Raw genomic sequence first — 25,481 nt, forward strand, 5'->3', positions numbered from 1 at the left:
CCGCCGCGCACCCCGCCACCCGCGCCTGGGGGCCCGCGCGAGCAGGGGCAGGGCGGCGGCGACGGAGAAGGTCACGGCGGGCACGGTCCGGCTGCGGACGCCGTCGCCGTGCGGGCGTACGACGGTGAGCGGCGCCGGCGTACCCGCCTCGGGCAGGGCGTCCCCGTCGGGAGCCCAGAAGGCGACCCGTCCCTGGCGGGGGACGGCGGCCGGCAGGAAGACGGCGGCGTGGCGCAGCAGCACGGAGGCCTGCCCGGAGGCCTGCCCGGAGGCCTGCGCGGAAGCCTGCGCGGAAGCCTGCCCGGAAGGCTGCGGCTGCGGCTTCGGCTGCGGTGTCACGGTGTCCCCCTCCCCCGCCTCTCCCGTCGATGCGCTCGCGGATCTGCTGATCCGCTCTGCCGACGAGTCTAGGCGCGGCCACCGACAACGCCCCTGACCTGCGGATCACCGCCCCCAGCGACCCTGGTCCGCCGCGTACCCGTACACCGGCCGGCCGGGGGCCGCGCTCGTGCGCAGCGGCCGGCCGTCGTCGTCGATGCGGAGGGTGCCCGAGCCGGACGGGGCGGACCACCGGAGGTCGAGGGACCAGTCGCAGTCGCAGCCGGTCGTCACCGCCTCCACTCGCAGGACGACCGGTTCGGCCGCCGAGACGCGCATCGGGAAGGCGGGGGCCGGCAGCGTGCCCCCGGCGTCGTTCCCGGCGACCGGGCGGGCCAGCGGGCGCGGCGCGTCCAGATTGACGGCGAAGGCGGCCGGGGTGAGTGACCCGCCGCAGCCCTGCGACATCTGGTAGACGTTCCAGGCCGGCGGGGTACGGCGGCCCGACACGCGGACCTGCAGGTCCTCCAGGACCACGGCGCCCGGGCCCGTGCCGTGCAGGGTGACCTCCACGATCTGCCTCCCGGCGTGCACGGCGCGCTGCGCCGATGCCCAGGCGGGCGCGTCCGCCTCCACGGGCGGCGGCGGCACGGATCCCGGACCCCGCTCGGCCAGGTAGGCGTGATCGCAGCCCGCGGTCCACACGTGCGACCGGACCGCGGCCTTCAGGGGCGCTGCCGGAGCCCGGGGCGGAGCCGCGACCGGTGGGGACGCGGAGGGCGGGACGGACGCCGGACCCGGACCACCGGGCGACGACGAGGGCTCCGTTGTGCTCGTGGCCCCCGGTGCCGGCGCAGGGGCGGACTCCGTTCCGGAGGCGCCTGCGGATGCCGCGGGCGCCGCCGTACCCGCCCCGGGCCCGCTCCCCGTGCCCGTCGTCCCCGTCCAGGCTCCGGCCCGCGGCGCACGGGGCTCGGGTCCGGCCGCCGCGAGCAGGGCCACGGCCACCGCGCCCGCCGCCACCCCCGCGGCGGTGACCACGGCCGCCCGCCTCCGGTACCAGGGCCTGCCGCCCGCGAGCTCCGCGACGACGGCCGGCTCCCCCACGACGACGACGGCGGTCTCCGACCCCGACTCCGGTTCCGGCCGCGGCTCCGACTCCGGCCCCGGCCCCGGTGGCGCCCCCGCGCGCCGCCGCGCACCGGCCAGCAGCCACGCCCGGTGCAGGTCCACCGCCTCCCCCGGCGATGCCCCGCATGCCCGCGCGAAGCGGTCCACCACCGCGAACTCCGCCGGCAGCGCATCCCCGTTGCAGTAGCGGTGCAAGGTCGACGTACTCGTGTGCAGGCGGCGCGCCAGGGCGCCGTAGCTCAGCCCCCCGCGCTCCTTCAGTTCCCGCATCAGCCGCGCGAAATTCTCGCCCTCGCTCACCACGTGCCCCCGTCCGGCGTCCCGTGACTGCGTTCCATGCCTGAGGTGTTCCCCCAGGTGACAGTGCGTACGGCCGTTCCAGCGTCCCGAATTCGCCCCAAACCGTGGCCGGCCGGTCGGCCCGGGGAACAGGCTCGTCAGGCACACCGAACCACTCACGGGGAGACGTTCATGTTCCGACGCACCGACACCGCCGCCACCCTCGCCACCGCGCTCGTCGCCGCGGCGACCGCCTTCGTCCTCACCACCTCGACCTCGGCCGCCGCCGCCACCGCGCCCGGATTCCTTGCCGGCACCGACCTGCCGCCGCATCCCGGCTCGGCCTGGTACCCGGGCAAGGTCACCAAGGGGCTGCCCGAGTTCGCGCCGTTCTGCCTGGACGGCGTGCTTCCGGCAGCGGGCAGCTGGCACCGCGCCTTCGGCACCGAGTTCGACACCGGCGCCGTGCAGGTCTCCGTACGGTCCTCCTCGGCCTCAGCCGCCGCCAAGCTCGTCGGCACGCTCGAGCGCACGGTCGCGGCCTGCGCCGCCGACTGGCTGCGGACGACCCCGGGCGGTACCGCCTCCTGGGAGGACTACGGAACGCTCCCCGTCGAGGAGGGCGCGCACGTCTACGGGGTCCACACCTCGATCCCCGACTCGGAGCCTGGCGTGCACCTGTACGGGATCGGACGCGACGGCTCCACGGTGACCGTCGTGAAGTGGGGCGAGATGGGCAACCTGTCCCAGGCTCCGGTCACCGCGTTCAAGAAGACGACCACGACGGCCGTGAACAAGCTCAATCCGTAGCCGGGCCGCGTCCCGGCCGCCGGCCGGCCGGAGTGGGACCATGGACATGAGAGGCGATGGCCATGCGTTCGGGAAATGAGCCGGTGACCGCGCGCAGCCCGCTGCGGCTGCGGTTCTGGCTGGGTGTCTGGGGGCTGATCTGGGCCGCCGCCGGGACGGCCGCCTTCTGGCTGGCGGGCCGTCCCGGATGGGCGGCCGCCTGCGGGGCCTTGGCGGTCATCGTGACCGTGGACCTGGCCATGATCGTGCGCCACATCCGGCAGGGGCCGCACTACCAGCCGGGCCGGGACATCCCCCCGTACGAACCGCCCCGCGACCGGTGAACCAGGCGGCCCGGGGGGACCGGCGGCCGGTGGCGCGACGGCCCGTGGACCGGCGGCCGGTGATCGGTCGGCCGGTGGGCGGTCGGCTCAGGCCTGGTCGTCGAAACGGGCCGCCGCCAGGTAGTCCGGCTGCGGGTCGAGGGCGGCGGCCAGGCGGAAGTGCTTGCGCGCCTGATCGGGCCGGCCCGCGCGCTCATGGGTACGGCCCAGCGCGAAGTGGGCGAAGGCGTTGTCCGGCTCCCGCTCCAGAACCAGCTCGAACTCCAGCTCCGCCGGACGCAGTTGGGCCGCGGCGAAGAAGGCCCGGGCCCGCAGCAGCCGCGCCGCCGTGTTCTCCGGGTGGGCGGCTATGACCGAGTCGAGCAGCTTGACCGCGCCGCGCGGGTCGCGTGCGGCCAGCAGCTGCTCGGCGGCCCGGTAGTCGATGACGTGGGTTTCCGGGCTGGACGGCGTGGGGCGCGTGGTCTCGGACACGGTCGGAATCCTTCCCTCTACGGGCGCGTTCAACGCCCCCGCCCCTGCCGGTATTCCATGCTCACGTCAGGCGGCGGCGTCGGCCGCCCGCGCCGTGAGCTCCTCCCACGCCTTGCGCACCTGCGGCTCCAGCGCCTCCAGGGGCCCGTCGTTGTCGATCACGAGGGTCGCCACCGCGAGCCGCTGCTCCCGCGTGGCCTGCGCGGCCATCCGGGCCCGCGCCTCCTCCTCGGCCATCCCGCGCAGCGCCGTCAGCCGCGCCAGCTGCGTCGTCGGCGCCGCGTCCACCACGACCACCAGGTCGTAGAGCGGCGCCAGGCCGTTCTCCGCGAGCAGCGGTACGTCGTGCACCACGATCGCGTCGGCCCCGGCGGCGGCCTCCAGTTCGGCGGACCGGGCCCCGACCAGCGGGTGCACGATCGTGTTGAGTGTCTGGAGCTTCGCCGGATCCGAGAACACGATGGAGCCGAGCTTCGGCCGGTCCAGCACCCCCTCGGCGGTCAGCACCGACTCCCCGAAGGCCGCCACGACGGCCGCGAGCCCCGGCGTACCGGGCTCCACGACCTCGCGCGCGATCCGATCGGCGTCGACGACGATCGCCCCGTACCCCGCCAGCAGTCGCGAGACCTCGCTCTTGCCAGCACCGATTCCGCCCGTCAGGCCCACTTTCAGCATGCTCGCAGCCTAGACCCCGCCCCCGGCGCCCCTACAGGCCCGTCGGCGTCAGTTCTCGCCCTCGCGCTCCGCCAGGAACCGCTCGAACTCGCGCCCGATCTCGTCCGCCGACGGAATCTCCGCAGGCTCGGCGATCATGTTGCCCCGGGTCTCGGCTCCGGCGGCGGCGTCGTACTGGTGCTCCAGCCCCTGCACCAGGCTGACCAGCTCCTCGTCGCCCTCGCGGATCTGCCGGTCGATCTCCGTCTGCGTGCGGTGCGCCTCGGTCCGCAGCGCGTGCGCCACGGCCGGCAGGACCAGCCCGGTCGCCGCCGTGATCGCCTCCAGCACCGTCAGCGCGGCGTCCGGGTACGGGGAGCGCGCGACGTAGTGCGGTACGTGCGCGGCGACACCCAGCACGTCGTGCCCGGCCTGGGCCAGGCGGAACTCCACCAGGGACTCCGCGCTGCCCGGGACCTGCGCCTCGTCGAAGGGGCTGCGGTGGCCGGGCATGAGGTCGGTCCGGTTGCCGTGCGGGGTGATGCCCACGGGGCGGGTGTGCGGAACGCCCATCGGGATGCCGTGGAAGTTGACCGAGAGCCGGACCCCGAGGCGCTCGACGATCTGCCGGACGGCGACGGAGAAGCGCTCCCACTCCACGTCCGGCTCCGGGCCGGACAGCAGCAGGAAGGGCGCGCCGGTGGCGTCCTGGACCAGCCGGACCTCCAGCCGGGGCTCCTCGAACTCCGTCCAGTGGTCGCGCTGGAAGGTCAGCAGCGGGCGGCGTGCCCGGTAGTCCACCAGCCGGTCCGCGTCGAAACGGGCGACCACCTGGTGGGGCAGGGTGTCCAGCAGGCGCTCGACGATCTGCTCGCCGGCCTCACCCGCGTCGATGTACCCCTCGAAGTGGTACAGCATGACCAGCCCGGCCGAGTCCTGGGCGACCGCCAGGTCGGCCACCGCCAGGCCCTGGGCATCCCATTCGTACAAACCCTGTGGATCAAGCACCGCCACCACTCCTCCTCGCCGCGTTCTCTGCACAGAACGTCCAAGACGGCGCCACCATTCCCCAGTTGGCCGCATTCACGGGAACGCAACGGATCAGCGTCGGTCCCGCGGCACTCCAGCGGCTCCAGCGGCTCCAGCGGCTCCAGCGGGAAACGCGGTGAGGCCCGCCCCCCGAAGGGGACGGGCCTCACCGTTCAACTCAGCTCAGCTCTGCTCACACCGGAGTGTGATGCGCGCTGCGATCAGCTCTGGCCGCCGGCCAGCTTCTCGCGGAGCGCGGCCAGGGCCTCGTCCGACGCCAGGGCGCCGGAGGTCTCGTCCGACTCCGAGGAGTACGAACCACCCGAGATGCCCGCACCGGCGTTGCCACCGGCGGCCGGGGCGGCAGCGCCCTCGGCAGCAGCGGCCTCGTCGGCCTCGCGGCTCTTGATGACCTGGGCCTGGTGCTGCTCGAAGCGCTGCTGCGCCTCGGCGTACTGGGTCTCCCAGGCCTCGCGCTGCTTCTCGTAGCCCTCGAGCCAGTCGTTGGTCTCGGGGTCGAAGCCCTCGGGGTAGATGTAGTTGCCCTGGTCGTCGTAGGACGCGGCCATGCCGTACAGGGTCGGGTCGAATTCGACCGACGCCGGGTCGGCACCGAAGGACTCGTTGGCCTGCTTCAGGGACAGCGAGATCCGGCGACGCTCGAGGTCGATGTCGATGACCTTGACGAAGATCTCGTCGTTGACCTGGACGACCTGCTCCGGGATCTCCACGTGGCGCTCGGCCAGCTCGGAGATGTGGACCAGACCCTCGATGCCCTCGTCCACGCGGACGAACGCACCGAACGGAACCAGCTTGGTGACCTTACCCGGGACGACCTGACCGATCTGGTGGGTCCGGGCGAACTGCTGCCACGGGTCCTCCTGCGTCGCCTTCAGCGACAGGGAGACGCGCTCGCGGTCCATGTCGACGTCGAGGACCTCGACGGTGACTTCCTGACCGACCTCGACAACCTCGGACGGGTGGTCGATGTGCTTCCACGACAGCTCGGAGACGTGCACGAGACCATCGACGCCGCCCAGGTCCACGAAGGCACCGAAGTTGACGATCGAGGAGACGACGCCGGAGCGGACCTGACCCTTCTGCAGGGTGGTGAGGAACGTCTGGCGAACCTCGGACTGGGTCTGCTCGAGCCAGGCGCGGCGGGACAGGACCACGTTGTTGCGGTTCTTGTCCAGCTCGATGATCTTCGCCTCGAGCTCCTTGCCCACGTAGGGCTGGAGGTCGCGGACGCGACGCATCTCGACGAGAGAGGCCGGCAGGAAGCCGCGGAGGCCGATGTCGAGGATGAGACCACCCTTGACGACCTCGATGACGGTACCGGTGACGATGCCGTCTTCTTCCTTGATCTTCTCGATGGTGCCCCAGGCACGCTCGTACTGAGCGCGCTTCTTCGAGAGGATCAGGCGGCCTTCCTTGTCCTCCTTCTGGAGAACCAGGGCCTCGATCTCGTCGCCGACCTTGACGACCTCGTTCGGGTCGACGTCGTGCTTGATCGAGAGCTCGCGGCTCGGGATGACGCCTTCGGTCTTGTAACCGATGTCGAGGAGAACCTCGTCCCGGTCAACCTTGACGATGACGCCGTCGACGATGTCGCCATCGTTGAAGTACTTGATCGTCTCGTCGATCGCCGCGAGGAACGCGTCCGCGTCGCCGATGTCGTTGACCGCTACCTGCGGAGTGGTGGCGGTGGTCTCGGTGCTGCTCGTCATGTGGGAAAGGGCTCCGGTTACGGACAGAAAGTCGTAGGTACTGCTACGCCGGGAGCCCTTATCGGCATCCACCGAAGACCGGACAGCCAAGGAGGCCCCCGATCCGCAGAAGAGCGGCGGGGCCTCGAAAACCGAGGGGACATCAACAGATGCAAGCGCAGCCTGCTAGGTCTGAGGAGCACAGGCTCGCAGCGCAACTTGTAGCATACGGGGGCAGCCGGACAGGGTCAATGCGCGAAGGCGCACACCCCGGGCGGATCCCCGCATAACCGGCACAATTCGTGGGCGGGGAGGCCTTCCTGGCACTTCCTGCCACATTCGAAGACACTCGCAGACTACGACGACGGGCCCCATGAACCAAGAGGACTACGCCCCCGAAGAGGCTCACGAAGCCGATCCGGGGTCCATGGAGGACGCCGAGGCCACGCGGCGTGACGCAGGTGAAGCGGAGAGCAGCCGGGCGAGCCGCGGCTGGTGGGACCGCAACGCCGACGAGTACCAGAGCGAGCACGGCGCCTTCCTCGGCGACGACCGCTTCGTCTGGGGCCCCGAGGGACTGGACGAGGCGGAGGCGGCCCTCCTCGGCCCCGCCGGCTCCCTCAAGGACAAGGACGTCCTGGAGATCGGCGCCGGCGCCGCCCAGTGTTCGCGCTGGCTGGCCGCGCAGGGCGCCCGCCCGGTGGCCCTCGACCTCTCCCACCGCCAGCTCCAGCACGCCCTGCGCATCGGCGAGGACGTCCCGCTGGTCGAGGCCGATGCCGGAAGGCTCCCCTTCCGCGACGGCTCCTTCGACCTCGCCTGCTCCGCCTACGGCGCCGTCCCCTTCGTCGCCGACCCGGTCAACGTCATGCGCGAGGTGCACCGCGTCCTGCGCCCCGGCGGCCGCTGGGTCTTCTCCGTCACGCACCCCATCCGCTGGGCCTTCCCCGACGAGCCCGGCCCCGAGGGGCTGTCCGTCGCCGCCTCCTACTTCGACCGAACCCCGTACGTGGAGCAGGACGAGCAGGGGCGCGCGGTGTACGTCGAGCACCACCGCACCCTCGGCGACCGGGTCCGCGACGTGGTGGCGGGCGGCTTCCGCCTGGTCGACCTGGTCGAGCCGGAGTGGCCCGGATGGAACAGCCAGGAGTGGGGCGGCTGGTCCCCGCTGCGCGGCAACCTGATCCCGGGCACCGCGATCTTCGTGTGCGAGAGGGCCTGATCCCTTGATCCGCCAGGCCGCCCTCGACGCCCTCCCCGTAAGAGAGGCCGTGCCCGCGCTGGTCTCCGCGCTGGACGGCCACGGCGTCGCGGTGCTCTGCGCCCCGCCCGGCACCGGCAAGACCACGCTGGTGCCGCTCGTGCTGGCGGGGCTGGTGGGCGGCGGACCCCGGCGCCGGGTGGTGGTCGCCGAGCCGCGGCGGATCGCCGCCCGGGCCGCGGCCCGGCGCATGGCCTGGCTGCTGGGCGAGGCCGTCGGCGGCTCGGTCGGCTTCACGGTGCGCGGGGAGCGGGTGGCCGGTCCCGGCACGGTGGTGGAGGTGGTCACCACCGGGGTACTGCTCCAGCGGCTCCAGCGCGACCAGGAGCTGGCCGGCGTGGACCTGGTGGTCCTGGACGAGTGCCACGAGCGGCACCTGGACGCCGACACGGTCGCCGCCTTCCTCCTCGACGTACGGGAGACCCTGCGGCCGGAGCTCCGGCTCGTGGCGGCCTCGGCGACGACCGACGCCGCCGGGTGGGCGCGCGTCCTGGGCCGCGGCGGTCCCGGCGACGCGCCGGTGGTGGAGGCCGCGGGGATCTCGTACCCGGTGGAGACGGTGTGGGCTCCGCCGGTCCGGCCGGTGCGGCCCCCGCACGGGATGCGGGTGGATCCGGCGCAGCTGACGCACGTGGCCTCGGTGGTGCGGCGGGCCCTGGCGGAGCGCGACGGCGACGTCCTGTGCTTCCTGCCCGGCGTCGGCGAGATCGCCCGCGTCGCCGGGCAGCTGGGCGGCGTGGACGCGGAGGTGCTGCAGGTCCACGGCCGGGCCCCGGCGGCCGTGCAGGACGCGGCGCTGACGGCCTCGGACCACCGCCGGGTGATCCTTTCCACCGCGGTGGCGGAGTCGAGCCTGACCGTTCCCGGGGTACGGGTGGTGGTGGACTCGGGTCTGGCCCGCGAGCCCCGGGTGGACCACGCGCGGGGGCTGGGCGCGCTGGCGACCGTACGGGCCTCCCGCGCGGCCGGGCGGCAGCGGGCGGGCCGGTCCGGACGCGAGGCGCCGGGCACGGTGTACCGCTGCTGGGCCGAGGCTGAGGACGGCCGGCTGCCCGCGTTCCCGTCGCCGGAGATACGCATCGCCGACCTGGCGCAGTTCGCGTTGCAGGCGGCGTGCTGGGGCGACCCGGACGCGGCCGGCCTGGCACTGCTCGACCCGCCGCCCGCCGGGGCGATGGCCGCGGCGCGGGAGGTGCTGGTGGCCGTCGGCGCGGTGGACGGGGCCGGCCGGCCGACCCCGCGCGGTCTGCGGATGGCCCGGCTGGGGCTGCACCCGCGGCTGGCCCGCGCCCTGCTGGACGGCTCGGCCGCGCTCGGTGCCCGGCGGGCGGCGGAGCTGGTGGCCCTGCTCAGCGAGGAGCCGCCGCGCGAGTACGGGGACGACCTGGCCGGTGCCTGGCGGCAGGCGCGGCGGGGCGGCGACGGCTACGCGTCCCGGTGGCAGGCGGAGGTCCGGCGGCTGGAGCGGGCTGTCCGGGACCCTGCGGGGCCCTCCCCCACCCCGCCCTTTCCCGCCAGCGGCGCTGTGCCCGACGACGGCGCCGCCGGGCTCGTCGCCGCCCTGGCGTTTCCGGAGCGGGTCGCGAAGGCCAAGGGCTCGGGGGCCTTCCTGATGGCCTCCGGGACCGGGGCCGAGCTCGGCGACGGCTCCGGCCTGCGCCAGGCGCCCTGGCTGGCCGTGGCCGTCGCCGACAGGCCCCCGCACTCCGCCTCCGCGCGGATCCGGCTGGCCGCGGTCATCGACGAGGACACCGCCCTGTCCGCCGCCGCCCACCTGCGGACCGAGGGCGAAGAGGTGCACTGGGAGGACGGGGACCTGATCGCCCGCGCGGTGCAGCGGCTCGGGGCGGTCGAGCTGGCCGTGCGCCCGCTGCGCACCCCCGACCCGGCGCTCGTACGCGCCGCCCTGCTCGACGGGCTCCGCGCCGAGGGCCTCGGCCTGCTGCGCTGGTCCCCGGACGCGCAGACCCTTCGGGCCCGGCTGGGCTTCCTGCACCGCACGCTGGGCGGCGCGTGGCCCGACGTGGAAGAGGACGGCGCCCTGCTGGACCGCGCCGACGACTGGCTGGAGCCCGAGCTGTCGCGGGCCCGGCGCCGCGTGGACCTGGGGCGGATCGACGCCGGGCAGGCGCTGAACCGGCTGCTGCCGTGGGCCACCGGTGAGGCCGCCCGCCTGGACGAGCTGGCTCCGGAACGGCTGGAGGTGCCCAGCGGATCCCGGATCCGGCTGGACTACTCCGCCGAGCACGGGCAGCCGGTGCTCGCGGTGAAGCTCCAGGAGCTGTTCGGGCTGGCCGAGACCCCGAAAGTGGCCGGTGTGCCGGTTCTGGTGCACCTGCTGTCGCCCGCCGGACGGCCCGCCGCCGTCACCGCCGACCTCGCCTCCTTCTGGCAGGGCGGCTACCGCGCCGTCCGCGCCGAGCTGCGCGGCCGCTACCCCAAGCACCCCTGGCCGGAGGACCCGGCCACCGCCGAGCCCACCCGCCATACGAACGCCCGGCTCAGGCGCTGACGCCTTCCCCTTCTTCCCGCACCCGGCGGCCGCGGGCCTCCAGCCACAGCGCCAGCCCCAGCAGGGCGAGCCCGCCGCCGGCGAGGCCGACGGGCGCGTAGGTGTGCAGTGCGAGGACCTTCATCCGGTTCGACCTGACCAGGTCGAGGGTGTAGTCGGCGTAGTCCTCGCGCATCGTCACGTGCCCGGCGAAGGCGGTGAGCTTGCCGTCGGGGCCGCCCGCCGCGACGCCGCCCCGCATCTCCTGCTGGATGTCCTGCTCGGCGTTGACCGGCGCCCCGGTCACCGGGTCGACCCAGAACCTCACCTTGGCGGTGTACCAGAGGGTGGTTCCGGTGGCGGCCTCGATCGTCGACGGGTCGATGCCCTCGATCGGCATCTTCTTCGGCATGGCGACCTTGGTCCAGGGGATCGTCTGCTCGAAGTAGTAGACGTCCATGCCCCTGAAGGTGCGCGGTCCGACGTAGTGGATCGGCGAGGAGGTGCGGGTCTGCGCGTCGAAGTACAGGTAGTCGCGCGGCTCGGTGAAGAACGGCCACTTGAACTCGATGCCCTCGCGCTTGACGGCGTCTCCGTCGACCATCTCCCCGGTGGCGTGCACCGGGTCCTGGGTGTGGGCGTCGAAGATGTAGCGCTCGGGGATCTGGGAGACCATCTTTCCGTCGGGCCCGATGATGTAGGACAGCGTGTCCCAGACGACGACGTCCGTGCCCGCGCTCGACTCGATCTCCTTCGACGCCTCCACGTTGCCCTTGAGGGTCTGGACGATCGTGACCTTGTCGACCTTCTTGGGCTGCATGCCGCCGGTGTAGTCGAGGAGGGTCGCGTCCTTCGCCTCCAGGACCATCTCCTGGTACTGGCTCGGCGGGATCTTGGCGAGGCGGGGGTACGCGTACCAGCGCAGCAGCGGCGCGAGGGCTGCGCAGAACACGGCTAGGGCCAGCAGGACAAGGCTCGCTCTGCGTCGCACGGCCGGGCCCTCCTCTACTTTCCGGGCGCGGGGGGCGCGGTGGTGAGCAGGGGCCTGGGTGAGGTCTCGCCCTCGGGCGCCCCGAACGCCGTGACGGCGAGGACGAGGAGTACCGCGAGGACGAGCCCGCTGGCGGCGGCTGTGAATGCGCGCATGCCGGGCCTCCGGAATCTGATAGGGCGTCAGGGCGGAGGCACCGTAGCAATGCGGGGGCGAGATGAGAACCGTCTGCACGACGGATCACGGGAAACGCCCCCTGACCTGCGATCGAGTCGCATGCCGGGGGGGGCGTCCGGCCACGCCGGGGTTTCCCGTGGGCCGTCAGGCGCCCGGCCGGGTCGGCTCCGGGGTGGAGGACGGCGACACGGACGGGGACGGCGTGGGCTTCGGCGCCGGGCTCGCCTTCGGGGGCGTGGTGCTCGTGGGCGAGGGCTTGGGGGTCGGCGTGGGCGACCCCGACGGCGTCGGCGTGGGAGTGGGAGTGGGAGTGGGGGTCGGCGTAGGCGTCGGCTTCGGATCCGGCGTCGGCGTCGGCGTGGGCCTCGGGTCCGGCGTCGGGGTAGGTGTCGGCGTGGGCTTCGGATCCGGCGTCGGGCTAGGGGTGGGTGTCGGCGTGGGTGTGGGCTGCGGCGTGGGCGTGGGTGTGGGCTGCGGCGTGGGCGTGGGTGTGGGCTTCGGCGTGGGCGTGGGCTTCGGTGTCGGCGCCGGGGGCGTGCCCGCTCCCGTACCGGCGCTGTCCGGGACCTCGTGCGCGCCCTTGAGGTAGTACGTGAACCAGGACCGGACCGTCCGCAGGTACTCCGTGGACCGGTTGTAGGAGAGCACCGCCCGGTCCAGGTCCGCGTCCGTCCGCAGGTCCCGGGTTCCCGCGCACAGGTACCGTCCGGCGGCGAGGGCCGCGTCGTGCACGTTGTTCGGGTTGCGCCGGCCGTCGCCGTCCGCATCCTGGCCCCATGCCGCCCACGTGGAGGGGATGAACTGCATCGGCCCGACCGCCCGGTCGTACCGGGCGTCCCCGTCGTAGGCCCCGCCGTCCGTGTCCGAGATGTTCGCGAAGCCGTTGCCGTCGAGCACCGGCCCCAGGATCGGTCGCAGGGTGGTCCCGGCCGCGTCGACCCGGCCGCCTCGTGCCTGACCGGACTCCACCTTGCCGATCGCCGCGAGGAGTTGCCAGCGCAGTCCGCATCCGGGGTCGCTCTGCCCCACCGTCTTCTCCGCCCGCAGGTAGGCCGCGAGCACGCTCGCCGGTATCCCCTGCGCCCCTTCGGCCGGTCCGGTTCCGACGAGCACCGCTGCCGGCGCCGTCTGCGGTGCCTGCGGCTGCGCCGACTGCGCCTCGTCCGTCAGCACCACGGCCGGCGGCTCCGGGCTCACCAGTGGCGGGAGTTCGGTGAAGTAGGCGGTGTCGCCGCCGCTCGCCTCCGACGGGAGGGCCGGTGCGCCCGCACCGATCGCGGCCGTCCGGTCCTCCCCGGCGCCCGCCGGCCCCTGCGAAGCGGTCAGCGCCGCGGCCACCAGCGCGGAGACCAGGGCGGCTGCCGCCCCCTTGCGCAGCCTGCGTCCGATTATTCGAGCCGACATGAGCCGGACCCCTCCCCCTCGACGTCCGCGTGACCATACGTCAACTCCCTGCAAGGGGCACGGACAGTGGGCCGGAATTCACCACATCGCCACGTCCGTTTGCAGGTCACGCATACTGTCGGGACCCTTCGGGCGCATTGGCCCGAAGTAAGGAACATCCACGAGAACGTCCGCAAGAACGTCCACGAGAACGTCCAGGAGAGGTGTCATGCCGTTCACTCTCAGCCATGCGGCCGCCGTACTTCCGGCCATCCGCCGGACCGGGCGTGCGCGCGGCCCCCTCGTCGCCTCGGCCCTGGTCCTCGGGTCGTTCGCGCCGGACACCTTCTACTTCACGGACGCGATCGTCGAGGGCGTCATGGCCTACGGGAGCTTCACGCACTCCCTGCCGGGGGTGTTCACCCTGGACGCCGTGCTCACCGCCGCCCTCGTGGGGTGCTGGCTGCTGCTGCGCGAGCCGCTGATCGCGCTGCTGCCGCGCGGCTGGCGGGGCCGTGTCCATGCGTTCGTACGCGGCGAACACTGGAGCGGACGCCGACTGCCCGCGCTCGCCGCCTGGTTCTACGCGTCGGCCGTCGTCGGCTCCCTCACGCACGTGGTGTGGGACAGCTTCACGCACATCGACCGCTGGGGAACGAACGCGCTGCCGGAGCTCGAAGAGCCCCTCGCCTTCGACCTGCCCCTCTACTCGTACCTGCAGTACGGCACTTCGGCGGTCGCGGCCTGCGCGCTGCTCTGGTTCACGGTGACCGCCCTGCGGCGGCTGCCCGCCTCCCCCGCCCCCGCGTCCGTGCCGGTGCTCGGCCGGGCGGAGATCTGGGGCGCACTCGCCCTGGTCGTGGGGTGCGTGGCGGTCGGGGTCACGATGCGCGTGATCCGCTTCTTCACCTTCTTCGACCGGATCCGTACGCCGCTCGACATCATTCCGACCGTCTGCTTCGGCGCCGGTGGCGGCCTCGCCGTGGCCCTGCTGCTGTACGGGGTGTTCGTACGGCTGCGGCACCGCGGCGACCGTGCCCGTACGGACGAGGAAACGCGGACGCCCGTCCCCACCGGCTGAGCGGGGACGGGCGCTGCCCTGGCCGTGCGGGCCTCAGTGCGCGGCGGACTCCCAGTCCGCCCCGACGCCCACGGACACGTCCAGCGCGGCCCGGAGGTCGACGGCGGCGCCCATCTCGCGCCGCACCAGCTCCTCGACCTGCTTCCGCTCCCCCGGGGCGATCTCCAGCACGATTTCGTCGTGGACCTGCAGCAGCATCCGCGACTGCAGGCCGGCTCCGGTGATCGCCTTGTCCACGCGCAGCATCGCGACCTTGACGATGTCGGCGGCCGTGCCCTGGATCGGGGCGTTGAGCGCCATCCGCTCGGCGGCCTCGCGGCGCTGGCGGTTGTCGCTGTTGAGGTCGGGCAGGTACCGGCGGCGGCCGAAGACCGTCGCCGTGTATCCGGTGGCGCGGGCCTCGTCCACGACGCGCTGCAGGTAGTCGCGGACCCCGCCGAAGCGCTCGAAGAAGGTCTCCATCAGGCCGCGCGCCTCGGCGGGCTCGATGTTCAGCTGCTGGGCGAGACCGAAGGCGGACAGCCCGTACGCGAGGCCGTACGACATGGCCTTGATCTTGCGGCGCATGTCGGCGTCGACCTGGGACCGCTCCACGCCGAACACCTGGGAGGCGACGGTGGTGTGCAGGTCCTCGCCGGTCGCGAAGGCCTCGATCAGGCCCTCGTCCTCGGAGAGGTGGGCCATGACGCGCAGCTCGATCTGGCTGTAGTCGGCCGTCATGAGGGACTCGAAGCCCTCGCCGACGACGAAGCCGCGGCGGATGGCCCGGCCCTCGTCGGTGCGCACCGGCACGTTCTGCAGGTTGGGGTCGGTGGAGGACAGCCGGCCGGTCGCGGCGACGGTCTGGCTGAAGCTGGTGTGCACCCGGCCATCGGCGGCGACGGTCTTGACCAGGCCCTCGACGGTGACGCGCAGCTTGGCCTGCTCCCGGTGCCGGAGCATGATCACGGGCAGTTCGTGGTCGGTCTGGGTGGCCAGCCAGGCCAGCGCGTCCGCGTCCGTGGTGTACCCGGTCTTGGTCTTCTTCGTCTTCGGCAGGTCCAGCTCGCCGAAGAAGACCTCCTGGAGCTGCTTGGGCGAGCCGAGGTTGAACTCGTGGCCGACCGCCGCGTGCGCCTCCTTCACCGCCTGCTGCACGGCGCCGGCGAACTGCTGCTCCATCGCCTCCAGGTGGTCCCGGTCGGCGGCGATGCCGGACCGCTCCATCCGGGCGAGGAGCTCGGAGGTCGGCAGCTCCATGTCGTGCAGCAGCTCGGCCGCACCCACCTCGGCGAGCTTGTCGGTGAAGGCGTCGCCCAGGTCGAGGACCGCGCGGGCCTGCGCCATCAACGCCTCGGCCTCGGCCGTGTCGTCGGCGCCGAAGGCCAGCTGCCCGTCGGCGGCGGCGGGGGCCAGCTCGCGGTGCAGGTACTCCATGGACAGGACGTCCAGGCCGAAGGACCGGCGGCCCGGCTTGACCAGGTACGCGGCGAGCGCGGTGTCCATGGCCACGCCGGCCAGCGACCAGCCGTGCTCGGGGAAGACCCGCCACAGCGCCTTCGCGTTGTGCACGACCTTGGGGCGGGCCCCGTCCGAGGCCCAGGCGCGGAAGGCCACCTCGTCGGCCTCGTCCAGCGAGAGCGGCTCGAACCAGGCTGCCGCCCCGCCCGCCGCGGCCAGCGCGACCTCGGTGATCCGGCCGGCGCCCAGCGCCCAGCTGTCGACGGTCGCGATGCCCAGCGGTCCGCCCGCGTGGGCCTCCAGCCACGGCGCCAGCTCGCCCGTGCCCAGTACGGAGGCGTCCAGCTCCACACCGGCCGCGGGAGCCGGGGGCTCCTCCTCGGCCGCGCCCGGGTCCACGGCGAGCAGCCGCTCGCGCAGCGAGGCGTTGCGGATCTCCAGCACGTCCAGCACGCCGAGCACGGCGGTCCGGTCGTACGCGACGCGCACCAGGTCGGCGGGGGTCTTGGGCAGCTCCACGTCCTTGACCATCTCGGTCAGGACCCGGTTGAGCTTGACGGCCTCCAGGTGGTCCCGGAAGTTCTGCCCGGCCTTGCCCTTGACCTCCTCGGCGCGCTCCACGAGCTCCGCGAACGACCCGAACTGGGTGATCCACTTGGCCGCGGTCTTCTCGCCGACGCCCGGGATGCCCGGCAGGTTGTCGGACGGGTCGCCGCGCAGGGCCGCGAAGTCCGGGTACTGCTGGGGGGTGAGCCCGTACTTCTCCTCGACCTTCTCCGGCGTGAACCGGGTGAGCTCGGAGACTCCCTTGGTCGGGTAGAGCACGGTGGTGTGCTCGGACACCAGCTGGAAGGAGTCCCGGTCGCCGGTGACGATCAGCACGTCGAAGCCGAGGGCCTCGGCCTGCGTCGCCAGGGTCGCGATCACGTCGTCGGCCTCGAAGCCGTCGATCGCGAACCGCGGCACGTGCATCGCGTCGAGCAGCTCGCCGATCAGCTCGACCTGGCCCTTGAACTCGTCGGGGGTCTTGGAGCGGTTCGCCTTGTACTCGGGGAACTCCGTCGAGCGCCACGTCTTGCGCGAGACGTCGAACGCCACCGCGAAGTGCGTGGGCGCCTCGTCGCGCAGCGTGTTCGCCAGCATCGACGCGAAGCCGTAGATGGCATTGGTCGGCTGGCCGGTCGCGGTCGTGAAGTTCTCCGCGGGCAGCGCGAAGAACGCCCTGTACGCCAGGGAGTGCCCGTCCATGAGCATCAGGCGGGGGCGGTCCGCTGCGGTCGTCTGGTCGGTCTTCTTCGATGCTGTCTCTGCCACGCCCCCGATCCTAGGCGCCCCCACCGACAAAACCGGACGGCCTGCGGGGAGGGGCAAATCCGCCGTCGGCGATGTCGGCGGAGCGTGACAGGATCGGTGTGTACGACAGGACTGTTCAAAGGGGAGCGTCATGGCCACCAAGCCGCCCGCAGGTGATCCGGTACAGGATGCTCCGCAGGTTGCGTCCCCCAAACACGCGGCGGCGGGGCTGCCCGCCATCGGGCACACCCTGAGGATCGCCCAGCAGCAGATGGGCGTGGCCCGCACCGCCCGCACCCTGCTCAAGGTCAACCAGAGGGACGGCTTCGACTGCCCGGGCTGTGCCTGGCCCGAGGGCGACAAGCGGCACACCGCCGAGTTCTGCGAGAACGGCGCCAAAGCCGTCGCGGAGGAGGCCACCCTGCGCCGGGTCACCCCCGAGTTCTTCGCCGCGCACCCCCTGGCCGACCTGGCCACCCGCTCCGGCTACTGGCTGGGGCAGCAGGGCCGGATCACCCACCCCATGTACCGGGCGGAGGGCGGCGACCGATACGAGGCGATCAGCTGGGAGCGGGCCTTCGCGGTCATCGCCGAGGAGCTGACCGCCCTCGCCTCCCCCGACGAGGCCCTCTTCTACACCTCGGGCCGCACCAGCAACGAGGCCGCGTTCCTCTTCCAGCTCTTCGCCCGCGAATTCGGCACGAACAACCTGCCCGACTGCTCCAACATGTGCCACGAGTCCTCGGGCTCCGCGCTGAACGAGACCATCGGCATCGGCAAGGGCAGCGTCTCCCTCGAGGACCTCCACCGGGCCGACCTGATCATCGTCGCCGGGCAGAACCCCGGCACCAACCACCCGCGCATGCTCTCCGCCCTGGAACAGGCCAAGTCCTCCGGCGCGAAGATCATCTCGGTGAATCCGCTGCCCGAAGCCGGCATGGAGCGGTTCAAGAACCCGCAGACCCCCCTCGGCATGCTCAAGGGCACCGCCCTCAACGACCTCTTCCTGCAGATCCGCATCGGCGGCGACCAGGCCCTCTTCCGCCTCCTGAACAAGCTGGTCATCGAGGCGGGCGGCGCCACCGACGAGGCCTTCATCCGCGAGCACACCCACGGCTACGAGGAGTTCGCCGCCGCCGCCAAGGAGGCGGACTGGGCCGAGACCCTCACCGCCACCGGCCTGACCCGGCCGGAGATCGAGCAGGCGCTGGCCATGATCCTGGCCTCGGAGCGCACCATCGTCTGCTGGGCCATGGGCCTCACCCAGCACAAGCACGCCGTCGCCACCATCCGCGAGGTCGTCAACCTCCTCCTGCTGCGCGGCAACATCGGCCGGCCCGGCGCCGGGGTCTGCCCGGTCCGCGGCCACTCCAACGTGCAGGGCGACCGCACCATGGGGATCTTCGAACGGCCCGCCCCCGCCTTCCTCGACGCCCTCGACAAGGAATTCGGCATCACCTCGCCGCGCGGGCACGGCTTCGACGTGGTCCGCTCCATCCAGGCGATGCGTGACGGCAGGGCCAAGGTCCTCTTCGCCATGGGCGGCAACTTCGTCGGCGCCACCCCCGACACCGAGGTCACCGAGGCCGCGATCCGCCGCACCGCCCTGACCGTGCACGTCTCCACCAAGCTGAACCGCTCCCACGCGGTCACCGGCCGGCGCGCCCTGATCCTGCCCACCCTGGGCCGCACCGACAAGGACGTACAGGCGGCCGGCAAGCAGTTCGTCACGGTCGAGGACTCCATGGGCATGGTCCACGCCTCCCGCGGCAACCTCGCCCCCGCCTCCCCGCACCTGCTCTCCGAGCCCGCGATCGTGGCCCGGATGGCCCGCGCGGTCCTCGGCGCCGCCTCCGCCACCCCGTGGGAGGAGTTCGAGCGGGACTACGCCTCGATCCGCGACCGGATCTCCCGCGTCGTCCCCGGCTTCGAGGACTTCAACGCCAAGGTGGCCCGCCCCGGCGGCTTCCGGCTGCCGCACGCCCCGCGCGACGAGCGCCGCTTCCCCACCACCACCGGCAAGGCCAATTTCACCGCCGCGCCCGTGGAGTACCCCACGGTTCCGCAGGGACGGCTCCTCCTGCAGACCCTGCGCAGCCACGACCAGTACAACACCACGATCTACGGCCTCGACGACCGCTACCGCGGCATCACCGGCGGCCGCCGCGTCGTCATGGTCAACCCCGAGGACGCGGCCGAGCTCGGCCTGGCCGACGGCTCGTACACCGACCTGGTGAGCGAGTGGAAGGACGGCGTGGAGCGGCGCGCGCCCGGCTTCCGCGTCGTGCACTACCCGACGGCGCGCGGCTGCGCCGCCGCGTACTACCCCGAGACGAACGTGCTGGTCCCGCTGGACTCCACCGCGGACACCAGCAATACCCCGGCGAGCAAGTCCGTCGTCGTGCGTTTCGAACCGGCCTGATAGAACGACCTCAGGACAAGACGGTTAACGAGCGTTGACGAACGGAGCCTGACCATGGGCGAGCAGCACGCAGTGAAGTTCCCGCAGGAGGTACTCGACGAGTACGCGGCCCTGGGCATCGACCTCCCCGCACTGTTCTCGGCGGGAGACCTCGGCGAGCGGATGGACATCCGCATCCTGGAGGCCTCGGCCGACCGCGTCGTCGGCACCATGCCCGTCAAGGGCAACACCCAGCCCTACGGACTCCTGCACGGCGGGGCCTCCGCCGTACTGGCCGAAACCCTCGGCTCGATCGGCGCGATGATGCACGGCGGCATCACCAAGATCGCCGTCGGCGTGGACCTGAACTGCACCCACCACCGGGGCGCCCGCACCGGCATCGTCACCGGCGTCGCCACCCCCGTGCACCGCGGCCGCTCGACCACCACCTTCGAGATCGTCATCACCGACGAGCAGGACAAGCGGGTCTGCACCGCCCGCCTGACCTGCCTGCTGCGCGAGGTCGACCAGGCGGCCGGGGCCGCCGCCGAGGCCCCCGCCCAGGCCTGAGCCGGCCCGCGCGGGCGCGTTGACTCCCGGGCCGCCGCGCCCCGGGAGTCAGTCCGTCCCCTCACCGGGGGACTCCCGGAGCCGGCGCAGTTCGTTCACCGCGTCCGCCGCCTCCCTGCGCACGCCCGGGTGGGGATGGTGGAGGAACCGTTCGACGACCGGCAGCGCCGCCCGGTCGCAGGTGGAGCCGAGCGCGGCCAGGACGTACTCCAGGAGCACGGGTTCAAAGCCGTCCACGCCGGCGGCGAGCGGCTCCACCACCCGGTAGGGGAGCTCGTAGGGCGCGGTGGCCGTGCAGATCGCGTGCAGCGCGGACTCCCGCAGCGCGTAGCCCTCGCCGGAGAGCGCGACCGCGACGAGGCGCTCGACCGCCCGCTCGGCGTCGTCCTGCGTCAGGAGGCCCGTCTCCAGGACGTCGTTGACGACTTCGAGGCAGCCGTCCCGGCGGCCCGCATCGGGGGCGTCCAGCTCCTGCCAGGCCGATTCGATCCATGCCGCCGGGCTCCGGTATCCGCTCACGGCCAGAGCCTAGGAGATGCGGGTCGCCGCCCCGCCGGCAGGCCCGGACGGCCCGGATCCCGCCCCGCACCCGGCGGCGGATCCGGGCCTGCGCCTCTTGTCGGACCGGACCGCACCCGCCAACCGCCCGGAATCCGCCACTCCGCACGTTTCGCGGTGACATCTGTTGTGTCACCGATGGTGACGCGCCTACCTTCCCCTCATGGGGACCATGCCTCGCACGGCCCGGTACGCCGCCCACATCCTCCTCGCGGCGCTCGCCCTGTCCGGATGCTCCCGCTCCGCACCGCCCCCGGCGGCGGCCCCGGAGACCCCTTCCGCCAGCCCTCCCTCGCCCGTGCAGGTCTGCACGAGCCTCGTGTCGTACTGGGCGAAGGAGACCCTCCTGGGCACCACATGGTCCGGCCTCGACTGGGAGCAGAAGGGCCTCTCGAACGACCAGTACGCGATCCACGAGGACGCGGTCGCCGCCGGCCGCACGGAGGAGCGAACTGCCGGACAGGTCAAGGCACTTGAGCTGATCGACCGCTTCGTGGCCCGGCGCTGCGCCGAGCAGGGCGGCGCGACCCGCAGCTCGGAGAACTGGCGACCCCCGACGTGACCGGGGTCACCGCATTCCCGAGCGCGCTGTCCGCCTTCCGGGCAGATCCGCGCGCACGGCCGAACCGCAGGTCGGAGGCCATGCGGTCGACCCGGACAAGATCCATCCCGTGGGGACACATCGCGCACTTCATTACTCTGAGTAATTCACATGCCGTACGCAATCCGTCTTTTCCTCCGAGAATCGCCACTCGGAGGATTCTTTCAGACACGCACCGCCACATTCGGCTGAATTTGATCTAAGACAGGTGCATGAAGGCCTCAAGCCCCTTAGGGGAACAGGTATTTCTCAGGATGCGGACACTATTCACCGTCACGAAATGTCCGTTCTGTCCACACTCCCGCCACACATTCTTGGCCTTGGCATAACAAGAGCGTCACATCCTCCTTTCCCGCCTCCCGGTGCTCGCCACCTCGGGCCTAGAGTCACGGCCAGTCACCGCGCCACAGAGCGCGAATCAGCACGGCCGTGGACCTCCCAGTGCGGCCCGGCGACCCAACGGCACCTCTCATGAGAGCGCCGCGCCAGGGAAAGGAAGAATCGTGCGACACCGTTCTTTGCTCGTCCTCACCACCGTGATCACCACGGGAGCACTGACCCTCACCGCTTGCGGATCGCGCGACGGAGACTCCAAGGACAACGGCGGCGGCAAGAAGACCGTCGTGGTCATCGGCGTGGACGCCCCGCTCACCGGCTCGCTCTCCGCGCTCGGCCAGGGCATCAAGAACTCCGTCGACCTCGCGGCCAAGACGGCCAACAAGAACAACGAGGTCCCCGGGATCGAGTTCAAGGTCGAGGCCCTCGACGACCAGGCGGTCCCCGCCTCCGGTCAGGCCAACGCCACCAAGCTCGTCGGCAACAAGGACGTCCTCGGCGTCGTCGGCCCGCTGAACTCCGGCGTCGCCCAGCAGATGCAGGGCGTCTTCGCCTCCGCCAACCTGGCGCAGGTCTCCCCCGCCAACACCAACCCCGCGCTCAGCCAGGGCGACAACTGGGGCAAGGGCGAGTTCAAGCGCGGCTTCAAGACCTACTTCCGCACCGCCGCCACCGACGTGGTCCAGGGCAAGTTCGCCGCCCAGTACCTCTTCAAGGACGCCGGCAAGAAGAAGGTCTTCATCGTCGACGACAAGCAGACCTACGGCGCCGGCCTCGCCGCGATCTTCGCCGAAGAGTTCAAGAAGCTCGGCGGCGAGGTCGTCGGCACCGACCACGTCACCGTGAAGGAGACCGACTTCTCCTCCACCGCCGACAAGGTCAAGTCCTCCGGCGCCGACTCCGTCTACTTCGGCGGCCAGTACCCCGAGGGCGGCCTGCTCGCCGACCAGATCAAGAAGACGGGCGCCAACGTCCCCCTCATGGGCGGCGACGGCATCCAGGACCCGGCCTTCATCAGCGCCTCCGGTGAGGCCAACGAGGGCGACCTCGCCACCTCCATCGGCTACCCGGTCGAGAAGCTCGACACCGCCAAGAAGTTCATCGAGGACTACAAGGCCGAGGGTTACAAGGACCCGTACGCCGCCTACGGTGGCTACTCCTACGACGCCGGCTGGGCCGTCATCCAGGCCGTCAAGGCCGCCGTCGCCGCCAACAGCGGCAAGCTGCCCACCGACGCCCGCGCCAAGGTCGTCGAGGCGCTCGGCAAGGTCTCCTTCGAAGGCGTGACCGGCAAGGTCGCCTTCGACGAGTACGGCGACACCACCAACAAGCAGCTCACGGTCTACAAGGTCGAGGGCGGCAAGTGGGTCGACGTCAAGAGCGACACCTTCAACCAGTAAACCCGTAGTCCCCAGCACCACCCGCACCACCTGAACCAACGCCGCGCGAGGGCGCAAACAGTGCCCTCGCGCGGAGTCTTATCCGACACGCTCATCGGAGGCCCTGCGGTGCACGAACTGCCGCAACAGCTGGCCAACGGCCTGGCCCTCGGTGCTCTCTATGGCCTCATCGCCATCGGGTACACCATGGTCTACGGCATCGTCCAGCTCATCAACTTCGCCCACGGCGAGATCTTCATGATCGGCGGCTTCGGCGCGCTCAGCGCCTACGCCATCCTCCCGACCGGCACCTCCCTGCTGATCGCGATACCCGTCATGATCGTCGGAGGTGCCGCCACCTCCGTCGCCGTGGCCTGCGCAGCCGAACGCTTCGCCTACCGCCCACTGCGCAGCGCCCCCCGGCTCGCACCCCTCATCACCGCAATCGGCCTCTCGATCGCGCTCCAGCAGCTCGTCTGGCAGTTCTACCCGGACGCCAAGAAGGCGGTCAGCTTCCCCGAGTTCAAGGGCGCAGCCTTCAAGATCACCGACAGCCTCGCCATCCAGCGCGCGGACCTCTTCGTCCTCATCCTCGCCCCGCTCTGCATGCTCGCCCTCGGCATCTTCGTCCAGAAGAGCCGCAGCGGCCGCGCCATGCAGGCCACCGCGCAGGACCCGGACACCGCGAAGCTGATGGGCATCAACACCGACCGCATCATCGTCATGGCCTTCGCCATCGGTGCCGCGTTCGCCGCCGTCGCCGCCGTCGCCTACGGCCTCGACAAGGGCCAGATCAACTTCGAGATGGGCTTCATCCTCGGCCTCAAGGCCTTCACCGCAGCCGTCCTCGGCGGCATCGGCAACATCTACGGAGCCATGGTCGGCGGCGTCGTCCTCGGACTCGCCGAAGCCCTCTCGATCGCCTACATCGAAGAGATCCCCGGCATGTCGCAGCTCGGCGGTGGCGCCTGGTCCAACGTCTGGGCCTTCGTACTCCTCATCGTCGTCCTCCTCGTGCGGCCACAAGGCCTGCTCGGTGAGCGCGTCGCGGATCGGGCGTGAGAACCATGACCACCAACACCACCCCGCAGACCGACACGGTGAAGCAGGGCCCCGCGCCCACCACGCTCCTGTACGCGGTCATCGGCGGCAGCCTCCTCACCCTCGTCAGCGCCTTCCTCGCGTGGACGTGGACCGCCGAGTTCCCCGGCGACCTGACCTACTACGGCAGCCCCGCCGGCCTCCAGTACGTCACCCTCGCCGGAGCCGCCCTCACCCTCGCCTACGCGCTCTCCGCGCTCGGCGTCAAGGGCTTCGGCTGGCTCACCCCCGCCGGCTCCCGCAAGGCCATCTGGCTCCTGGCCCTCGGCAACCTCGCCGCCACCTGGTTCACGGTCCTGGCCATCACCGTCGTCCTCGGCGGAGTGATCAACCTCGAACCCGGCGCGTACGTCGCCCTCGTCGGCTCGGTCATCCCGGTCCTCGCCGCGCACAAGCTCCCGGACGACACCCGCAAGGCGGCCCCCGCCAAGCAGCTGCCCTCCTGGGCCGAGATCCTCGTCATCACCGCCGTCTTCGCCATCGGCCTCTTCGTCATCACCTTCGGCATCGACACCGATGACAAGGAACCGCAGCTCTTCGTCGCCTACCTGATCACGGTCGGCTTCGCGGCCCTCGCACTGAACAAGGCCGGCCTCTTCGCCCGCCTCGCCGGCATCACCGCCAAGCACCGCCAGGTCACCCTCATCGGGACCGCGGCCGCGGCGATCGCCTTCCCGTTCATCCAGCAGAGCGGCGACACCTACACGCTCATCGCGGTCAACATCCTGATCTTCGCGACCGTCGCCCTCGGCCTCAACGTCGTCGTCGGCCTCGCCGGCCTCCTCGACCTCGGCTACGTCGCCTTCCTCGGCGTCGGCGCCTACGCCGCGGCCCTGGTCTCCGGAAGCACCGCATCCGCCTTCGGCATCCACCTCCCCTTCTGGGCAGCGGTCATCGTCGGCGCCCTCGCCTCGCTCATCTTCGGCGTGGTCATCGGCGCACCGACCCTCCGCCTGCGCGGCGACTACCTCGCCATCGTCACCCTCGGCTTCGGAGAAATCTTCCGCATCGCCATGGGCAACCTCGACGGCACCTCCGGCCCGGACATCACCAACGGCCCGAACGGCATCCCCAACATCCCCCACCTCGAACTCTTCGGGTGGAACTTCGGGGAGTCCCACGTAGTCGGCGGCATCACCCTCGGTGCCTACGCCAACTACTACTTCCTGATGCTGCTCGTCATGGCCCTGGTCGTCCTGGTCTTCGCCCGCGCCGGCAGCAGCCGCATCGGCCGCGCCTGGGTCGCCATCCGCGAGGACGAGACCGCCGCCGAAGCCATGGGCATCAACGGCTTCAAGGTCAAGCTCATCGCCTTCGCCCTCGGCGCCACCCTCGCCGGTCTCGCCGGCACCGTCCAGGCACACGTCAACAGCACGGTCGTCCCCGAGAACTACGTCTTCGCCGGGCCCGTCCCGCCGAACTCCGCGTTCCTCCTCGCCGCCGTCATCCTCGGCGGAATGGGCACCATCCGCGGCCCCATCCTCGGCGCCGCACTGCTCTTCCTGATCCCGGCGAAGCTGGCCTTCCTCCAGGACTACCAGCTCCTCGCCTTCGGCATCGCCCTCATCCTGCTCATGCGCTTCCGCCCCGAAGGCCTCATCGCCAACAAGCGCGCGCAGCTCGAGTACCACGACGACACCGCTGACCAGGCCCCCACGGACCTGGCCACCGCCAAGGCGGGGGCGTGAACA

21 protein-coding genes and 1 pseudogene are annotated in these 25,481 nt (G+C 72.0%); 11 read left to right on the plus strand and 11 right to left on the minus strand.

Going from position 1 to position 25,481, the window contains the following annotated elements; genetic code table 11:
• Both PV721_RS16545 and PV721_RS16550 read right to left on the minus strand, forming a co-directional pair.
• A pseudogene (locus PV721_RS16545) lies at positions 1-339 on the minus strand (hypothetical protein); the annotation flags it as partial.
• A 105-nt stretch (positions 340-444) separates the two neighbouring features.
• Positions 445-1,749, minus strand: a complete 1,305-nt coding sequence (locus tag PV721_RS16550) for a helix-turn-helix transcriptional regulator (RefSeq protein ID WP_319724822.1) — start codon at positions 1,747-1,749, stop codon at positions 445-447.
• Between the two features lie 171 nt (positions 1,750-1,920).
• Between PV721_RS16550 and PV721_RS16555 the strand changes: the two genes are divergently transcribed.
• Positions 1,921-2,538 carry a hypothetical protein gene (locus PV721_RS16555; RefSeq protein WP_319724824.1) on the plus strand — a complete coding sequence of 206 codons (618 nt, stop codon included), beginning with the start codon at positions 1,921-1,923 and terminating at the stop codon, positions 2,536-2,538.
• A gap of 62 nt (positions 2,539-2,600) precedes the next feature.
• Positions 2,601-2,861 (plus strand): DUF6343 family protein, encoded by a 261-nt coding sequence (locus PV721_RS16560; RefSeq protein ID WP_319724826.1) that lies wholly within the window; start codon positions 2,601-2,603, stop codon positions 2,859-2,861.
• 87 nt (positions 2,862-2,948) lie between these two features.
• On the opposite strand, the gene PV721_RS16565 is transcribed toward PV721_RS16560, so the two are convergent.
• The 4 genes from PV721_RS16565 to rpsA form a co-directional block, all read right to left on the minus strand.
• Positions 2,949-3,335 (minus strand): tetratricopeptide repeat protein, encoded by a 387-nt coding sequence (locus PV721_RS16565; RefSeq protein ID WP_319724828.1) that lies wholly within the window; start codon positions 3,333-3,335, stop codon positions 2,949-2,951.
• A 66-nt stretch (positions 3,336-3,401) separates the two neighbouring features.
• Positions 3,402-4,010, minus strand: a complete 609-nt coding sequence (coaE, locus tag PV721_RS16570; RefSeq protein WP_319724830.1) for a dephospho-CoA kinase — start codon at positions 4,008-4,010, stop codon at positions 3,402-3,404.
• A 48-nt stretch (positions 4,011-4,058) separates the two neighbouring features.
• Positions 4,059-4,997: a PAC2 family protein gene (locus tag PV721_RS16575; RefSeq protein WP_319724832.1), complete on the minus strand. Its 939-nt coding sequence runs from the start codon at positions 4,995-4,997 to the stop codon at positions 4,059-4,061.
• A 242-nt stretch (positions 4,998-5,239) separates the two neighbouring features.
• Complete coding sequence (gene rpsA / locus PV721_RS16580) at positions 5,240-6,748, minus strand: 30S ribosomal protein S1 (RefSeq protein ID WP_030707101.1); 1,509 nt, start codon at positions 6,746-6,748, stop codon at positions 5,240-5,242.
• A 406-nt stretch (positions 6,749-7,154) separates the two neighbouring features.
• On the opposite strand from rpsA, the gene PV721_RS16585 reads away from it, so the two are divergent.
• Both PV721_RS16585 and hrpB read left to right on the plus strand, forming a co-directional pair.
• Complete coding sequence (locus PV721_RS16585) at positions 7,155-7,949, plus strand: class I SAM-dependent methyltransferase (RefSeq protein WP_319724875.1); 795 nt, start codon at positions 7,155-7,157, stop codon at positions 7,947-7,949.
• Between the two features lie 4 nt (positions 7,950-7,953).
• Positions 7,954-10,500, plus strand: coding sequence for an ATP-dependent helicase HrpB (gene hrpB / locus PV721_RS16590; RefSeq protein ID WP_319724835.1), 2,547 nt, complete (start codon positions 7,954-7,956; stop codon positions 10,498-10,500).
• Here the strand turns inward: hrpB and PV721_RS16595 are convergent.
• The 3 genes from PV721_RS16595 to PV721_RS16605 form a co-directional block, all read right to left on the minus strand.
• Positions 10,490-11,470, minus strand: a complete 981-nt coding sequence (locus PV721_RS16595) for a DUF3068 domain-containing protein (RefSeq protein ID WP_319724837.1) — start codon at positions 11,468-11,470, stop codon at positions 10,490-10,492. The two genes, hrpB and PV721_RS16595, sit on opposite strands and share 11 nt — an antisense overlap.
• Before the next feature lie 14 nt (positions 11,471-11,484).
• Positions 11,485-11,625, minus strand: a complete 141-nt coding sequence (locus PV721_RS16600; RefSeq protein WP_319724839.1) for an SPW_0924 family protein — start codon at positions 11,623-11,625, stop codon at positions 11,485-11,487.
• Between the two features lie 166 nt (positions 11,626-11,791).
• Positions 11,792-13,051, minus strand: a complete 1,260-nt coding sequence (locus tag PV721_RS16605; RefSeq protein WP_319724840.1) for a lytic transglycosylase domain-containing protein — start codon at positions 13,049-13,051, stop codon at positions 11,792-11,794.
• A 208-nt stretch (positions 13,052-13,259) separates the two neighbouring features.
• Between PV721_RS16605 and PV721_RS16610 the strand changes: the two genes are divergently transcribed.
• Positions 13,260-14,111: a DUF4184 family protein gene (locus PV721_RS16610; protein ID WP_319724841.1), complete on the plus strand. Its 852-nt coding sequence runs from the start codon at positions 13,260-13,262 to the stop codon at positions 14,109-14,111.
• 33 nt (positions 14,112-14,144) lie between these two features.
• Here PV721_RS16610 and polA read toward each other — a convergent pair whose 3' ends face one another.
• Positions 14,145-16,865 (minus strand): DNA polymerase I, encoded by a 2,721-nt coding sequence (polA, locus tag PV721_RS16615; RefSeq protein WP_319724843.1) that lies wholly within the window; start codon positions 16,863-16,865, stop codon positions 14,145-14,147.
• A gap of 130 nt (positions 16,866-16,995) precedes the next feature.
• Between polA and PV721_RS16620 the strand changes: the two genes are divergently transcribed.
• Both PV721_RS16620 and PV721_RS16625 read left to right on the plus strand, forming a co-directional pair.
• Entirely contained in the window at positions 16,996-19,266 is a 2,271-nt protein-coding gene (locus PV721_RS16620) for an FdhF/YdeP family oxidoreductase (protein WP_319724845.1), read from the plus strand.
• A gap of 54 nt (positions 19,267-19,320) precedes the next feature.
• Positions 19,321-19,815, plus strand: a complete 495-nt coding sequence (locus PV721_RS16625) for a hotdog fold thioesterase (RefSeq protein WP_319724847.1) — start codon at positions 19,321-19,323, stop codon at positions 19,813-19,815.
• 48 nt (positions 19,816-19,863) lie between these two features.
• Here the strand turns inward: PV721_RS16625 and PV721_RS16630 are convergent, their stop codons facing one another.
• Positions 19,864-20,334, minus strand: coding sequence for a HEAT repeat domain-containing protein (locus tag PV721_RS16630; RefSeq protein ID WP_319724849.1), 471 nt, complete (start codon positions 20,332-20,334; stop codon positions 19,864-19,866).
• Between the two features lie 202 nt (positions 20,335-20,536).
• On the opposite strand from PV721_RS16630, the gene PV721_RS16635 reads away from it, so the two are divergent.
• The 4 genes from PV721_RS16635 (at position 20,537) to PV721_RS16650 (ending at position 25,478) form a co-directional block, all read left to right on the plus strand.
• On the plus strand, positions 20,537-20,935 hold the full coding sequence (locus PV721_RS16635; protein ID WP_319724851.1) for a hypothetical protein: 399 nt from the start codon (positions 20,537-20,539) through the stop codon (positions 20,933-20,935).
• 542 nt (positions 20,936-21,477) lie between these two features.
• A complete protein-coding gene (locus PV721_RS16640) occupies positions 21,478-22,710 on the plus strand; it encodes a branched-chain amino acid ABC transporter substrate-binding protein (RefSeq protein WP_319724853.1) in 1,233 nt (410 codons plus the stop codon).
• 108 nt (positions 22,711-22,818) lie between these two features.
• Positions 22,819-23,751 carry a branched-chain amino acid ABC transporter permease gene (locus PV721_RS16645; RefSeq protein WP_319724855.1) on the plus strand — a complete coding sequence of 311 codons (933 nt, stop codon included), beginning with the start codon at positions 22,819-22,821 and terminating at the stop codon, positions 23,749-23,751.
• 5 nt (positions 23,752-23,756) lie between these two features.
• Positions 23,757-25,478 carry a branched-chain amino acid ABC transporter permease gene (locus PV721_RS16650; protein ID WP_319724877.1) on the plus strand — a complete coding sequence of 574 codons (1,722 nt, stop codon included), beginning with the start codon at positions 23,757-23,759 and terminating at the stop codon, positions 25,476-25,478.
• The last annotated feature ends 3 nt before the right edge of the window (positions 25,479-25,481 follow it).

This window comes from Streptomyces sp. MB09-01, from assembly GCF_033794505.1.
In the GTDB taxonomy this organism is placed as follows: Bacteria; Actinomycetota; Actinomycetes; order Streptomycetales; family Streptomycetaceae; genus Streptomyces.

Excerpts from the sequence above, each read along its gene's own strand:
- PV721_RS16635 (WP_319724851.1), top strand. The coding sequence starts at position 20,537 with ATGGGGACCATGCCTCGCACGGCCCGGTACGCCGCCCACATCCTCCTC.
- rpsA (WP_030707101.1), bottom strand. The coding sequence starts at position 6,748 with ATGACGAGCAGCACCGAGACCACCGCCACCACTCCGCAGGTAGCGGTC.
- PV721_RS16555 (WP_319724824.1), top strand. The coding sequence starts at position 1,921 with ATGTTCCGACGCACCGACACCGCCGCCACCCTCGCCACCGCGCTCGTC.
- PV721_RS16625 (WP_319724847.1), top strand. The coding sequence starts at position 19,321 with ATGGGCGAGCAGCACGCAGTGAAGTTCCCGCAGGAGGTACTCGACGAG.
- PV721_RS16605 (WP_319724840.1), bottom strand. The coding sequence starts at position 13,051 with ATGTCGGCTCGAATAATCGGACGCAGGCTGCGCAAGGGGGCGGCAGCC.
- PV721_RS16620 (WP_319724845.1), top strand. The coding sequence starts at position 16,996 with ATGGCCACCAAGCCGCCCGCAGGTGATCCGGTACAGGATGCTCCGCAG.
- PV721_RS16560 (WP_319724826.1), top strand. The coding sequence starts at position 2,601 with ATGCGTTCGGGAAATGAGCCGGTGACCGCGCGCAGCCCGCTGCGGCTG.
- PV721_RS16600 (WP_319724839.1), bottom strand. The coding sequence starts at position 11,625 with ATGCGCGCATTCACAGCCGCCGCCAGCGGGCTCGTCCTCGCGGTACTC.
- PV721_RS16650 (WP_319724877.1), top strand. The coding sequence starts at position 23,757 with ATGACCACCAACACCACCCCGCAGACCGACACGGTGAAGCAGGGCCCC.
- coaE (WP_319724830.1), bottom strand. The coding sequence starts at position 4,010 with ATGCTGAAAGTGGGCCTGACGGGCGGAATCGGTGCTGGCAAGAGCGAG.
- PV721_RS16610 (WP_319724841.1), top strand. The coding sequence starts at position 13,260 with ATGCCGTTCACTCTCAGCCATGCGGCCGCCGTACTTCCGGCCATCCGC.
- PV721_RS16585 (WP_319724875.1), top strand. The coding sequence starts at position 7,155 with ATGGAGGACGCCGAGGCCACGCGGCGTGACGCAGGTGAAGCGGAGAGC.